The sequence below is a fragment of the Streptomyces sp. NEAU-174 genome (genome assembly GCF_052665095.1).
Genome location: NZ_JBQTCE010000012.1, coordinates 399,558 through 413,543, shown reverse-complemented (window position 1 = coordinate 413,543; position 13,986 = coordinate 399,558). Strand labels below are relative to the sequence as shown.

Annotated in this window: 8 protein-coding genes; 2 read left to right on the top strand and 6 right to left on the bottom strand. The window is 71.6% G+C overall.

Going from position 1 to position 13,986, the window contains the following annotated elements; all coding sequences use genetic code 11:
- The 4 genes from ACT2CW_RS32665 to ACT2CW_RS32650 form a co-directional block, all read right to left on the bottom strand.
- A partial coding sequence (locus tag ACT2CW_RS32665; protein WP_445519215.1) for a type I polyketide synthase occupies positions 1 to 5,133 on the bottom strand: 5,133 nt, incomplete at its 3' end.
- Positions 5,134 to 5,451: 318 nt separating this feature from the next.
- Positions 5,452 to 6,999 carry a PH domain-containing protein gene (locus tag ACT2CW_RS32660; protein WP_164427648.1) on the bottom strand — a complete coding sequence of 516 codons (1,548 nt, stop codon included), beginning with the start codon at positions 6,997 to 6,999 and terminating at the stop codon, positions 5,452 to 5,454.
- Entirely contained in the window at positions 6,996 to 7,496 is a 501-nt protein-coding gene (locus ACT2CW_RS32655) for a PH domain-containing protein (protein WP_086881339.1), read from the bottom strand. Before ACT2CW_RS32655 ends, ACT2CW_RS32660 begins: the two co-directional genes overlap by 4 nt.
- A gap of 77 nt (positions 7,497 to 7,573) precedes the next feature.
- Positions 7,574 to 8,119, bottom strand: coding sequence for a hypothetical protein (locus ACT2CW_RS32650; RefSeq protein WP_233361805.1), 546 nt, complete (start codon positions 8,117 to 8,119; stop codon positions 7,574 to 7,576).
- A 188-nt stretch (positions 8,120 to 8,307) separates the two neighbouring features.
- Here ACT2CW_RS32650 and ACT2CW_RS32645 point away from each other — a divergent pair, with 188 nt between their 5' ends.
- The gene (locus ACT2CW_RS32645) at positions 8,308 to 9,552 is read left to right on the top strand and encodes a sensor histidine kinase (protein ID WP_182471133.1); all 1,245 of its coding nucleotides are present in this window, start codon (positions 8,308 to 8,310) and stop codon (positions 9,550 to 9,552) included.
- A complete protein-coding gene (locus ACT2CW_RS32640; protein WP_445519205.1) occupies positions 9,545 to 10,192 on the top strand; it encodes a response regulator in 648 nt (215 codons plus the stop codon). The genes ACT2CW_RS32645 and ACT2CW_RS32640 overlap by 8 nt, the downstream gene beginning before the upstream one ends.
- 30 nt (positions 10,193 to 10,222) lie before the next feature.
- Here the strand turns inward: ACT2CW_RS32640 and ACT2CW_RS32635 are convergent, their stop codons facing one another.
- Together ACT2CW_RS32635 and ACT2CW_RS32630 are read right to left on the bottom strand one after the other, a co-directional pair.
- On the bottom strand, positions 10,223 to 13,039 hold the full coding sequence (locus tag ACT2CW_RS32635; RefSeq protein WP_445519204.1) for an AAA family ATPase: 2,817 nt from the start codon (positions 13,037 to 13,039) through the stop codon (positions 10,223 to 10,225).
- A 101-nt stretch (positions 13,040 to 13,140) separates the two neighbouring features.
- Positions 13,141 to 13,902, bottom strand: coding sequence for a thioesterase II family protein (locus ACT2CW_RS32630; RefSeq protein ID WP_164427631.1), 762 nt, complete (start codon positions 13,900 to 13,902; stop codon positions 13,141 to 13,143).
- Between the last annotated feature and the right edge of the window lie 84 nt (positions 13,903 to 13,986).

Genomic DNA, 13,986 nt, shown 5'->3' with positions numbered 1-13,986 from the left:
GAAACGGCAGCTCATCGCCACGATCGCGATCGGATCGTCGGCCACCGCGACCGCCGGAGCCACCACGCCACCCGCCGCCACGGCGTCCGCGCCCAGCAGTTCAGCGCGCAGATGGTCGGCGAGGGCGGCGGCATTCGGGTAGTCGTAAATGAGCGTGGCGGCCAAGCGCAGGCCCGTCGCCGCGTTCAGCCGGTTGCGGAGCTCGATCGCGGCCAGCGAGTCGAAACCCAGCTCCTTGAAGGCGCGCCCGGCCTCCACCGCCTCGGCCCCACCGTGCCCCAGCACCGACGCGACCTGCGTACGCACCAACTCCAGCAGCGCACGGTCCTGTTCTGCCTTCGGCAGGCCGCTCAGGCGCTCGCCGAGCGGCGAAGCGGAGTCGGCGTCGGTGACGACCTTGGCGGTGTCGGCGCCGGTCGCCGCGCCCGGCCCGGCCTCCGCCGCCAGCGCGGCGATCAGCGGGCTGGGCCGTACGGCGGTGAGGGTGCGGACGAATTTCTCCCAGTCGATGTCCGCGACCGTCACGGCGGTGTCATCGAGGTCCAGCGCCTGCCGCAGCGCGGCGACGGCCGACTCGGGCGCCATCGGCGGCATGCCCTCGCGGCGCATCCGCCGCTCCATGGCGTCGTCACCGGCCATCCCGGAGTCCGCCCACGGGCCCCAGGCGATCGAGGTGGCGGGCAGGCCCTGGGCGCGCCGCCGCTCGGCCAGCGCGTCCAGGTAGGCGTTGGCCGCCGCGTAGTTGCCCTGACCGGCGGCGCCCACCGACCCAGTGATCGAGGAGAAGAGCACGAACGCCGAAAGGTCCAGGTCACGCGTCAGCTCGTCCAGATGGAGCGCGGCGTCGGCCTTCGCGCGGAGTACCGAGGCGAATCGCTCGGGCGTGAGCGAGTCGAGTACGCCATCGTCCAGCACACCGGCGGCGTGCACGACGGCGGTCAGCGGAAGCTCCGCCGGAAGCCCAGCCAGCAGCTCGGCGAGCGCGTCCCGGTCCGCCACATCACACGCGGCCACCGTCACCCGAGCACCCGAAGCCACGAGCTCATCCCGCAGCTCCACCGCACCCGGAGCCTCCAGCCCCCGGCGGCTGGTGAGCACGACATGCTCGGCACCGTTCGCCACCAGCCAACGGGCCACATGCGCACCCAGCGCACCCGTACCGCCCGTCACCAGCACCGAACCCGAGGCCCGCCAGCCCTCGTCGCCCGATGTCCGGGACCCGGCCGCCCGCACCAGCCGGCGCCCGAAGACACCCGAGGCACGCACCGCGACCTGGTCCTCACCCGAGCCACCAGCCACAGCCCCGGCCAGCACACTCGCCAGCCGCCCCAGCGCACGCTCGTCCACCGACTCCGGCAGATCGACCAGACCACCCCACCACTCAGGCAGCTCCAACGCCGCCACCCGGCCAAGCCCCCACACCATCGCCTGGGCCGGGCTCACGACACCATCGGAACGCCCGACCGACACCGCACCCCGCGTCGCCACCCACAACGGCGCACCCACACCCGCGTCACCCAACGCCTGCACCAACGCAGCCGTACGCCACAGCCCCGACGCGCCATCGCCCTCGCCCACCGCGAGAAGCGACACCACACCCGTCACCGAGCCATCGCCCACCGCCGTACGCAGCTCATCCGCCACCCCGGCGCGGTCCGCCGCGTCCGACTCGACCACGCGCACATCCACACCACGCCCGGCCAGCATCCGCACCACACCCGTGGCCCAGGCACCCTCGGCCGCACCGCCGGGCACCACAACCACCCAGCAGCCACCCGAAACCGAAACACCAGCCCCGGACCGCTCCGTCACCGGCTGCCACGACACCCGGTAGCGCCAGCCGTCCACCGCCGAACGCACCGACTCCTGCCGCCGCCACGACGACAACGCGGGCAGCGCCTCACCCAGCGAAAGCTCCGGATCCACCGCGAGCTCCGCCGCCAGCGCGGCCACATCCCCGCGCTCCACCACATCCCAGAACCGCCCGTCCACCGCCGAGCCCGGCCCGGCCTCCGACGCCGTTCCGGCCTGAGCCGGGGCCGGGGCGTTGAGCCAGTACTGCTGGCGCTGGAAGGCGTAGGTGGGCAGGTCGATCGTGCGGGCGCCGGTGGTGGCGTACGGGGCGGCCCAGTCGGCCTTCTTGCCCCGGACGTACGCCAGCGCCACGGCCGCCGTCAGGGTCTCCGCCTCGGGGCGCCCGCCGCGCAGCACGGCGGCGTACGCGGTGCCGTCGGCGTCGGCGTCGGCGTCGGGCAGACAGTCCTGAGCCATGGCGGTGAGCACGGCGTCGGGGCCGAGCTCCAGGAAGGTGGTGGCGCCCTTGTCGGCCAGGGTGCGCACACCGTCGAGGAAGCGGACGGCCTCGCGGACGTGGCGCACCCAGTACTCGGGCGAGCACAGCTCCTCGGCGGTGGCGACGCGCCCGGTGACGGTGGAGACCACGGGGATGCGCGGCGGCGCGTACTCCAGCACCTGGGCGACCCGCCGGAACTCGGCGAGCATGCCGTCCATCAGCGGGGAGTGGAACGCGTGGCTCACGGTGAGCCGCTTGGTCTTCCGACCCCGCGCCTCAAAACCGGAAGCGATCTCCAGCGCGTCCGCCTCGGCGCCGGAGACGACGACGGACTGGGGGCCGTTGATCGCGGCGATGCCGATCCGGTCCTCGCGCCCGGCGAGCAGCGGCAGCACCTCGTCCTCCGACGCCTGCACCGCGACCATCGCGCCACCCTCGGCGAGCTCCTGCATCAGCCGGCCACGGGCGGCGACCAGCGCGGCGGCGTCCTCCAGGGACAGCACACCCGCCACATGGGCGGCCGCGAGCTCGCCGATGGAGTGTCCGGCGAGCAGTTCGGGGCGCAGCCCCCAGGACTCGAGGAGGCGGTAGAGCGCGACCTCGATGGCGAACAGGGCGGGCTGGGTGTAGTCGGTGCGGTCCAGCAGGGCGGCCTCGGGGCTGCCCTCCTTGGCGAAGAGCACGTCGAGGAGCGGGAGTTCGAGCTGCTCCTCGAGGTACCAGCAGGCGTCGTCGAGGGCTTCGGCGAAGACCGGGTAGGCGGCGTGGAGCTCGCGGCCCATGCCGAGGCGCTGGCTGCCCTGTCCGGTGAACAGCAGGGCGAGCTTTCCCGCGGCGGGGGCGCCGCGCACGACGGACGGCCCGTCGCCGCCGTCGGCGAGGGTGCGCAGGGCGGAGCGGAAGCCGTCGCGGTCGCCGGCGAGGAGCACGGCGCGCTGTTCGAAGGTGGCGCGGGTGGTGGCCAGGGAGTGGCCGACGTCGGTGAGGGCGAGGCCGGGGTCGGCCTCCAGCAGCGCGTACAGCCGCTCGGCCTGGCCCTGGAGGGCGTCGGTGGTCTTCGCGGAGAGGACCCAGGGCAGCAGGGCGGGTTCGGCGGAACCCTGGGACTCCTCGGGCTCCTCGGTCCCGTTCCGCTCCGCGTCCTCGACCGGCGGCTGCTCGATGATGGCGTGCGCGTTGGTGCCGCTCATGCCGAACGACGAGACGCCCGCGCGGCGCGGGCGGTCGCTCTCCGGCCAGGGCCGCGCCTCGGTCAGCAGCTCGATGTCCCCGGCGGTCCAGTCGACATGCGGGGTCGGCTCGTCCACGTGCAGCGTCCGCGGCAGCACTCCGTGCCGCATCGCCATGACCATCTTGATGATGCCGCCGACACCGGCCGCGGACTGGGTGTGGCCGATGTTGGACTTGAGCGAGCCGAGCCACAGCGGCCGGTCGGCCTCGCGGTCCCGGCCGTAGGTGGCGAGCAGCGCCTGGGCCTCGATGGGGTCGCCGAGCGTCGTACCGGTGCCGTGGGCCTCGACCGTGTCGACCTCGGCGGGCGTGAGTCCGGCGTTGGCGAGGGCCTGGCGGATGACGCGCTGCTGGGCGGGGCCGCTGGGGGCGGTGAGGCCGTTGCTGGCGCCGTCCTGGTTGATGGCGGTGCCACGGACGACGGCGAGGACCCGGTGGCCGTAGCGACGGGCCTCCGAGAGCCGCTCGACGAGCAGCATGCCGACGCCCTCGCCCCAGGCGGTGCCGTCGGCCGCGGCGGCGAACGGCTTGCAGCGGCCGTCGGGGGCGAGGCCGCGCTGGCGGCTGAAGGCGATGAACGAGCCGGGGTTGGCCATGACCGCCGCGCCACCGGCGAGCGCCATCGTGCACTCGCCCGCGCGCAGCGCCTGGACGGCCAGGTGCAGCGCCACCAGGGAGGAGGAGCAGGCGGTGTCGACGGTGACGGTGGGGCCCTCGAAGCCGAAGGTGTAGGCGATCCGGCCGGAGGCGACGCTGGCGGCGTTGCCGGTGACCAGATAGCCCTCGAAGCCCTGCTCGGCCTCGTGCAGCCGGGGGCCGTAGTCCTGGGTCTCGGCGCCGACGAACACACCGGTCCGGCCGCCCCGGAGGACCGCGGGGTCGATACCGGCGCGTTCGAAGACCTCCCAGGAGGTCTCCAGCAGCAGCCGCTGCTGCGGATCCATCGCGAGCGCCTCGCGCGGGGAGATGCCGAAGAACGCCGGGTCGAACTCATCGGCGTCGTGCAGGAATCCGCCTTCGCGGGTATAGCTGCTGCCCGGCCGGTCCGGGTCGGGGTCGTAAAGTCCGGCGAGATCCCAGCCCCGGCTCACTGGGAATTCGGAGATGACGTCCTTTCCGCCCGCGACGATTTCCCAGAGTTCTTCGGGGGAGCCGACCTCACCGGGGAACCGGCAGCTCATTCCGACAATGGCGATGGGCTCGTCGGCGGCTGCCGGGCCCATTCCGGCGTCGGCCGGGGAGGTGTCGGAGTCGTCGTCCGCACCGAGCAGTTCGGCCCGTACATGGCGGGCGAGGTCGGCGGGGGTGGGGTGGTCGAAGGCGAGGGTGACCGGCAGCCGCAGTCCGGTGGCGGCGGTCAGCCGGGCGTGCAGATCGACCGTGGCGAGGGAGTCGAAGCCCAGGTCGAGGAAGGGACGCTCGGGGTCGAGAAGGTCGGGTGCCTTGTCCTTGAGGGCCTGTTCGACGATCTCGACGACCCAGGCGGTGAGGGCCTCGGCGCGCTCGGCCTCGGGGAGCGCGGCGAGCCGGTCACGCCACGGGGACGCCCCTTCGGGGCTCGTGCCCCCCTTTTCGGTGTGCTCGGGCGTGAAATCCACGGACTCACTCACCATCGCGCGCCCCATTACCCTCGCAGACATAACACCAAGACCGTACGTCAGCTTTACACAGGGCAGGGCGACCAGAAACCCCTTCAAACCCCCTATGGACCCCTATCATCCCTTTGGGGTCCCGTATCCGAGGGGTCTCGCGCAATGGCCACCGTTAATTCACCAGAGTGCATGAGAATTCCGGTGGCGACAAGGATCTCGAGCAAATAATGCGCCCACTATTCAGTTTTTCGGAGGTGGAGGGGTTCAGAGGTGGAGGGGCGGCCTTTCGGTCCGCCCCTCCACCTCTCGGGGGATCGCCAGTTGGTCTCGGGGTGGTCAGCCGCGGTCGGGGGCTCTCTCGATGAACGGGGCCAGCAGCCCCGGTACCGCGGTCTCGGCGAGGGCGATTCCCTGGCCTTCGGTCAGGTCGTGCACGCGGTAGACGCCTTCGCCCGCGGCGGTGGTGGCGCCCAGGGTGATCAGCCCGGCCCGGCGCTGGAAGGGCGTCCGGGAGAGCTTCCAGCCGATGACCCCGTCGCGCTGGAGGGCGACGGTGCGGCGGGCGAACGCCCCGGAGCACATCACCAGGAAGCGGCCGCGCAGCAGGTGGCCGAGGCTGTGGTAGGCGCTGAAGGCGAACGCCACCAGGACCGGCACCAGCACCACACCGGTGATCACGCCGGTGATGACGAGCCACCGGCCGAGCCACAGGCCCAGGCCCACCGGGACGGCCGCGATCAGGACCGACCACATGAGGGCGCGGTTGATCCGGCGCCGCAGGGCCGCCTTGGGGTGCGGGAGGAGGCCCTTGCGCTCGATCAGCCCGGGGCCGGTCGGCAGCGCCCGCGCGGCGACCCGCATGGCCTCGTCGCGCGGGGTGGGCGGGGTCAGCCCGCGGCGCCTGCGGTTGTCCTCCTGGTTGCCCAGGCCGCTGGCGACGGCGTTGAGCTTGGCACCCCTGGCCCAGCGCAGCGGGACGGGCTCGACGAGTTCGAGGCCGCGCAGATGGCGCTCCTCGATGCTCACGGAGCGGGTGGCCAGCAGGCCGCGGCGGATGCGGAGGATGCCGCCGTCCTCGCGGCGCAGTTCGTAACCGGCCCAGTTCTCGATGTAGGTGGCGGTGGAGCCGATCATGCCGAGGACGACGATGACGACGGCGGCCAGCAGGACTCCGTACCAGAGCGGAATGGTGCCGAAGCGGTCCTCGAGGTCCTTGACGACGCCGAGGTCCAGCGGGTTCACCTGGAGCTCGCTCAGGGTGCGGTACGTACTGGCGGCGGCGATGAAGACACCGCCCACGCCCCATACGGTCAGCGGGCCGTAGCGCAGCCAGGACCAGTCCAGCCGGCTGAGCACACCGTCGCTGTCGGCCACCGGCCGGGCCCGGCCCGCGTCGCGCAGCGCGATGATCTGGCGGCGCAGCTCCACGGCCTCGGCCTTGGTGATGCCGTCGAGGGCGAGCCTGCGCGCGGCGGCGTCGCTCTGGTCCCCGCTGTCGATGCGCAGCGTGGTGAGGCCGAAGAGGCGGTGGACCGGGTTGGCGGTGACGTCGACACCGCGGATGCGGCCGATCGGGACCGAGCGCTCACTGCGGAAGAGCAGCCCGGTGTGGAGCTCGAAGCGGTCCTCGGTGAGCCGGTAGCGGGTGGTGAACAGCCGCATCAGCCCGATGCCGCTGATGACCAGGAAGGTCATGAACAGCGAGCCGAGGGTGATGATGACCTGGAGGTTGGTATCGCCTCCGGTGACCGCGAGGCTGGCCAGGAACATGGCCACCGGCGCGGCGAGGATGGAGAGGTTGACCAGGAGCAGCCGCCCGTTGAGCCGTCCCCAGCCGCGGCCGGCCGCGTGCAGGTCCGGCCGCATGGTGGTCTCGGAGCTCATGTGGCGTCTCCCGGCACGGCCTGGGTGGACTTGGCCAGGTACTCCACCAGGTCCCCGGCGAGCTTGTGGTCGATGCCCTTGATCTTCACCGCTCCCGCGGCGGAGGCGGTGGTCACGGTGACGCCGGAGAGCCCGAACAGCTGCTGGATCGGGCCGCGCAGGGTGTCCACCGTCTGCACCCGGGACAGCGGCACGACCCGCCACTGCTGCCAGAGCCAGCCGGAGGCCGCGTAGACCGCCTCGTTGGTGGCCTCCCAGCGGTGGACCCGGTACCGCCAGGCCGGCATGACGGCCATGTAGAGCAGCCCGGGGACCAGCGAGATCAGCGTGGCCCACATGAAGAACTCACGCGTGGGGGGAATGGAGGCCCACAGGATCCCGAAGACGAGTGGCAGGGGCAGGGCGAAGAGTGCGGACTGAAGCGTCCACCAGCCGATCGCTCGGCGGTCGACCCGGTGCCGAGGCGGTCGGAGCCTCAGGTTGTCATGGCGTTCCACTGCTTCACCCTGCTCTTGCGTCTGACGGGTGCCGGGGCGGGGCCCGGCGGGGTTGGTGGACTATGAAATCAGGCGGCTCAGACCGACGCACCGGTGACGGTCTGCTGCGGCAGCTGACCGCTTCCGGTGTTCTGGCCCTTCAGCTTGCGCATCTTGGCCAGCAGCACGGCGGTTCGGGTCAGCACCATGGCCAGCGACATGAAGACGAAGGCGTTGGCGTAGGTGTCCTGACCGCTGATCTTGTAGTCGATGGAGAACTTGACCAGGTCCATGGTGAACCAGTGCTCGGCGCCGTAGGCGAAGAGGATGCGTCCGCCGGAGAGGACGATCCACACCAGGGCGTAGCCGATGCCACCGATGGTGTAGAGCTCACCGGACGTGGCGTCCTTGTAGGCGGGCAGCAGCACTCCGGCGATCAGACCGCAGATGACGCCGGTGCCGACGCCCACGAGCTGGAGCGAGATGTCGTTGCCCTTGGTCGGGAAGGACTCGACGAAGATCGCGATGACCACGGCCACGGCGATGACCGAGCGCACCATCCGCATCGTGGTGATGCGGCGGCGGCCGATGTCGGTCGCCAGGATAATGATCAGGATCGTGCCACTGGCGATCAGTGCGGACATGAACTGGCTCATCTGTGGCATATGCGACGTTCTCCAAGCCGAGCGGGGATGTGCGTTCGGTGTGACGGTTCTCCGCCTCACCTAGCTCAACGCTAGAAGCGGGCGCGCCACCGCGAGACGACTGAACGGTGGGTTCTGGCTGTCAACCGTCCGGTGGACACGGTGGACACGCGTGGTAGTACTGAGCCGTGCGCAATCACTCTCCGGGGGACGGCTCGCAGACCGGGGCGTACTACGGTCCCGAGTCCGGCACCCGCTGGTTCGGCCTGTGGGACGGCTTCTTCGCCGTCTCCTATCTCGTTACGGCGGTCCTGCTCTTCCTCTCCGGCGGCTCGCAGGTCAACCACTCCATCCCGATCGCCGCCCTGACCCTCATCGTGCCCTGGTACGCGGCGGTCGGCCGGACGCTGATGATCGAGGACACCTACGGCCCGCGGAACCTGGTCTTCGCGGCGGGCCTGGTGACGCTGTTCTGTCTCACCACCGCGTTCAACCTCGTCGGCGCGTTCGCGCTGTTCGCCGTCATCCCGATGCTGATCATGAGCCTGCCGATGGCCTCGGCGGTGGTGCTGGCCACGGTGGCCAATCTCTGCCCCGTGCTGGTGGTGGCGTTCACCGGTGCGGATCTGGGGCTGAGCGTCCTGGGTGTGCTGCCCATCTCGCTGCTGAGCATCGCGCTGTCGGTGCTGCTGGGGATGTGGATCAAGCGGGTGGTGCGGCAGAGCAAGGAGCGCGGGCTGCTCATCGAGGAGTTGCGGCACAGCCGGGAGCGGGTGGCCCGGCTCTCCCACGAGGCCGGTATCTCGGCCGAGCGCGAGCGGCTGGCCCGGGAGATCCACGACACCCTGGCTCAGGGCCTGACCAGCATCATCAGCCTGGTGCAGGCGGCCGAGTCGGAGGTGCGCGAGGCCCCGGACCAGGCGGTGAACCATCTGTCGCTGGCCGGCCGGGTGGCCAAGGAGTCGCTCGCCGAGGCCCGTGACTTCGTGGCCGCCCTCACCCCGCCCGCGCTGCGCGGCGGTTCGCTCTCCCAGGCGGTGCGGCGGCAGGCGGAGGGGCTGATCGCCGAGACCGGCCTGGAGGTGCGGTGTTCGGTGATGGGCGAGGAGAAGTCGCTGCCGATGGCGGTGAGCGTGGTGCTGCTGCGTACGGTGCAGGAGGCCATCGCCAATGTGCGCAAGCACGCCAAGCAGGCCCGTACGGTCGATGTGATCGTGGTCTTCGACCAGGGTGGCGTCCGGCTGCTGGTCCGCGACGACGGCGAGGGGTTCACCCCGGACGGCACCCAGGAAGGCTACGGGCTGCGCGGGATGCAGGCCCGGGTGGCGGAGATCGACGGGGTCGCGTCCGTCACCAGCAGCCCCGGACGGGGCACCACCGTGGAGGTGAGCGTGCCGATGACGGCGCTGGCCGGGGAGGCAGTGAGTGGCTGAGGGTACGCCGGGCGGGCCGAGCCCGATCAGGGTCCTGCTGGCCGACGACCATCCCGTGGTGCGGGAGGGGCTGAGCGCCATGCTGGAGTCCGCCGAGGGGATCACGGTGGTCGGGCAGGCCGGTTCCGGTGAGGAGGCGGTGGTCCAGGCGGTCGCGCTGCGGCCGGACATCATCCTGCTGGACCTGCGCATGGGCGGGATGGACGGGGTCGAGGCCACCGGGCAGATCCTGCGCCAGGTGCCGGGCTGCAAGGTGGTCATCGTGACCACGTACGAGGACGACTCCGACATCCTGCGCGCGGTGGAGGCGGGCGCCGCGGGCTATCTGCTGAAGGGCAGTTCACGCCAGGAGCTGATCGACGCGGTGCAGACCGCGGCGCGTGGCGAGACCGTGCTCACCCCGTCCCTCGCGGGCAAGCTCTTCCGCACCCGGGCACCCGAGCCGTCCCCGCTCTCCGGCCGTGAGCGCGAGGTGCTGCGGCTGGTCGGCCGGGGGCTGACCAACGCCGAGATCGGCGCCGAGCTGTTCGTCAGCGAGGCCACGGTCAAGACGCATCTGCTGCGCTCGTTCAAAAAGCTCGGCGTCTCCGACCGCACGGCGGCGGTGATGAAGGCGATGGAACACGGCCTGCTGAACTGAGGGCCCTACTGAGGGCCCTGCTGAGGGCCCTCACACCGTCCCCGTGAGGCTGCTGTCGGAGAGCTTCGCGGGGAGGTCGCGGCGGCGCTTGACGTTCAGCTTGCGGTAGATGCGGGTCAGGTGCTGCTCCACCGTGCTCACGGTGACGAACAGCTTGGAGGCGATCTCCCGGTTGGTGTTGCCGTGCGCGGCCAGCACCGCGATCCGCACCTCCGCCTCGGTCAGCGCCTCCACATCGCGCTGCGCCTCGGTCGTCGCCTGGCCCTGCTGGGCGGCGGCCGCCGCGAGCTCGCCGGGGTCCGCGTGCCGGGGCATCAGCTCACGGCACAGCGGATCGGCGCCGCACGTCTTGGCCACGTGCCATGCCTTGCGGACGAGCACCCGGCCCCGGTTGAAGTCGCCCAGCGAGCGGTAGGCGCGGCCAAGTTCACCGAGGGCGACGGCCAGCTGGACGCGGTCGTCGCCGCCCTCCAGGATCTCCACGGCCTCCTTGAGCCGGGGCACCCGGCGCTTGAGCTCGTCGGTGCGGGCGAGCACGACCAGCAGGGCGCCGCGCAGCCGGGCGTCCTCCGGGCCCAGCCGCAGCTGCTCCTCGGCCAGGGCGCGGGCGCGCCCCGGGTCGCCGAGGGCCAGCCACGTCTCGGCGGCGTCCAGCCGCCAGGGGGTCAGCAGGGGGACGTCCATCCGCCAGGCGCCCATCAGCTCACCGGCGGCCGTGAAGTCGCCGAGCGCGGCGTGGTAGCGGCCGGTGGCCAGGTGGCAGCGGCCCCTGGCGCGCAGGTAGAACAGCCCGGGGAGGGTCTGGAAGAGCTCCTCGGGCAGGGGCTGTTCGAGCAGCGCCATGGCCTCGTCGTAGTGGCCCATCCCGGTCTCGGCCTGGATCAGGGTGGACAGCAGCAGCCCAAGACCCACGCCCCAGCCCTGGACCGAGATCCGTGACATCGCGGTGCGCGCCTGGTGCGCGGCGACCTGGAGATCGCCCTGGCGCAGCGCGATTTCGGCCCGTACGGCGGACAGCAGCGCCTGCCAGGTGGGGACGCGGCGGGAGGAGCATTCGCCTTGCAGCCGCTCGCACCAGGACAGCGCGAGGTCGAGCCGGCCGGCCAGGACGAGTGCCATCAACGCGACGACCAGCGGCTGGAGGGTGCTGTCGCTCAGGTGGTAGCGCTGCAACACCCGCTCGGCCTCGATGACGGCCCGGTCGGCCTGGCCCTCGGCGAGCACGGCGGACATGGTGGCGGCGGCGTGGGCGTGGGCCAGGTCGGCCATGTCGCGCGGGGCTCCGGCGGTGGCCCCGGTGGTGCCGGTCCCGACGGTGGGGAGGCGGTCGCGCAGCGGCGGGCTGAGCATGGTCAGCCACTGGGCGGAGGCGGAGACGGCGGCGGTCATCGCGGGGTCGTCGCCGGTGGCGGCCGAGCGGGCCAGCGCGGAGACGGCGCCGGCCGCCGCGTCCAGCCGTCCCGACCAGGCGAGGTAGGAGGTGATCGGGGCGACGTCGCGCGGGGCGAGCCGGCCCCGCCCGGCGTCCTCGATGAGCTCCGGCAGATGGCTCTCGGCGGCGGCCGGGCCGATCCGCCACGCGATGCTGACCAGCCGGGCCTTGAGCGCGGTGCGCTCCGGCCCGGGCGCGCAGGCGTGGTGGGCGCATTCGAGGCAGCGGAGCGCGAACTCCAACTCCTCCTCGACCAAGGCGAATTCGGCGGCCTCGCGCAGAACGGGAACGGCCCAGGCCTCCGCGTCCTGCCGGGCGGAGACCAGCTGGCGGGCCACGTCGAGCGCGGAGGCGCCGTCGGCGTGCAGCAGCCGGGCGGCGCGGGCGTGCAGGGCGCCGCGGGCGGTGGCGGGGGTCGCGTCGAGCACCGCGGTACGGGCCACCTCGTCGCGGAAGGCGTTGTGCTCCAGGATGGCGCACTGGTGCAGGTCCTGGACGCCCTGCTGGACCGTGTTGGCGCCGAGGTCCAGGAGCTGGCCGAGCAGCCGCGGGGAGCGGGCGTCGCCGAGGACGGCGACCCCGCGGGCGATCTCCAGCGCCTCGGGCTCACCGCGGTGCAGACAGCCGAGGACGGCGTGGGCGAACGCCTCGCCGGGCGCCGGGCGCTGCTGGGCCTCGCCGTGTTCGCCGACGGTCCGCCAGTCCTCCAGCAGGGCGCGCAGCAGCATCGGGTTGCCGCCGGAGACGCGGTGGCATTCGGGGGCGAGGCGGGCGGCGACGGTGGCGGAGAGGGTGCCGGAGAGCGCCTCGGCGACGCCCGACTCGGTGAGCATGTGCAGCCGCATGCGCACACAGTTGGGCTGGCGGAGCAGTTCGGCGTGGAAGGTGAACTGTTCCTGGCGAAGCCGGGGGGATTCGGTGAGGACGATGAGAACCTTCGCCTGACGCACCCGCCGGGCCAGGTGGAGCAGGAATTGCAGGGACTGGTCGTCGCCGCAGTGCACATCGTCGACAAGGACGACAAGTGTGCGATCGTCGACCATTCGCAGCAGCGCCGAGGAAATCTGGGACATCACGTGCATGCGTCCCGCGGCGGTGCTTTCCAGCGCGTTTCCGTCAAGCAGCGCGATCACTTCGGATCGCACATCGGCGGGCATCGCGCCGTTATCGAAAACCTTTCGGACAATTCCGAAGGGAAGGTCCCGCTCGGCCCGCGAACCGGTCACTTCCAGGAGCAACGCACCGCTTTCGATGGCCTGTTCGGCAAAGGTGTTCAGCAGGGTGGTCTTGCCACTGGCCACCGCACCGCTGACAAGAGCCAGCCGGCCCCGGCCCTGCGTCGCGCCGCGCAGCATTTCACGCAGCGCGGAGAGGTGGTTCTCCCATTCGAAGAGGTTCGCAGGCAAAGAATTCATCCCCCGATGAAGCCAGCTGATGCCCCCAACGGACCGCCGGGGGCATCAAGCATGACGAGTGGTTTTTCCAGTGCGTCGGGCAGGTTCCTGAGGCGGTCGGCTCAGGGTCTCGACCCCGAAAGCGCCTCCGCGACGAGACTCATAATCGGCTCTTGATGCCCGGCCAAGAAGAAGTGGCCACCCGGGAACACCCGGATGTCGAACGCGCCGCTGGTGTGCGACCGCCAGCCTTCCGCCTCCTCGAGGCTGGTCCTGGGGTCGTTGTCACCGGTCAGCACGGTGATCGGCGAGCGGACCGCGGCACCCGGCACCGAGCGGTAGGTCTCGATCGCCTTGTAGTCACCGCGAATCGCAGGCATCGCCATGCGCAGGATCTCCTCATTTCCGAGGACGCGGGAATCGGTGCCGCTCAGCAGCTTCATCTCGCGTACGACGCCGTCGTCATCGCGCCGGTGCACATTCTCGTCGCGGTAACGGGACGGCGCCCGGCGGCCCGAGGCGAAGAGGGCGAGCGCGGCGAACTCCGGGTCGGCCTCCTCCAGCCGGCGGGTCACCTCGAACGCGAGAACGGCGCCCATGCTGTGTCCGAAGAAGACGACCGGGAGATCGAGCCAGGGCTTCAACTCCGCGGCGATGGCGTCGGCGTACTCGTCGATGTTCTCGATCAGCGGGTCCTGACGCCGGTCCTGACGCCCCGGATACTGCACGCACAGGACATCGGCGGACGACGAAAGCGTTTGGGACATCGGGAAGAAGAACGACGCCGAACCCCCGGCGTGGGGCAGACAGACCAGACGGGCGCGACTCTCGGGCATCGGATGGAATCGTCGTATCCAGACGCTGTCTTCTCGCTGTGCACCCATGCGTAGGGAAAGTCTTTCACTCGTCAAGCAAAATGTGGGGGACAGACGGCAGAGCGTACCGGGCACGCGCCCGAGGACGCATCG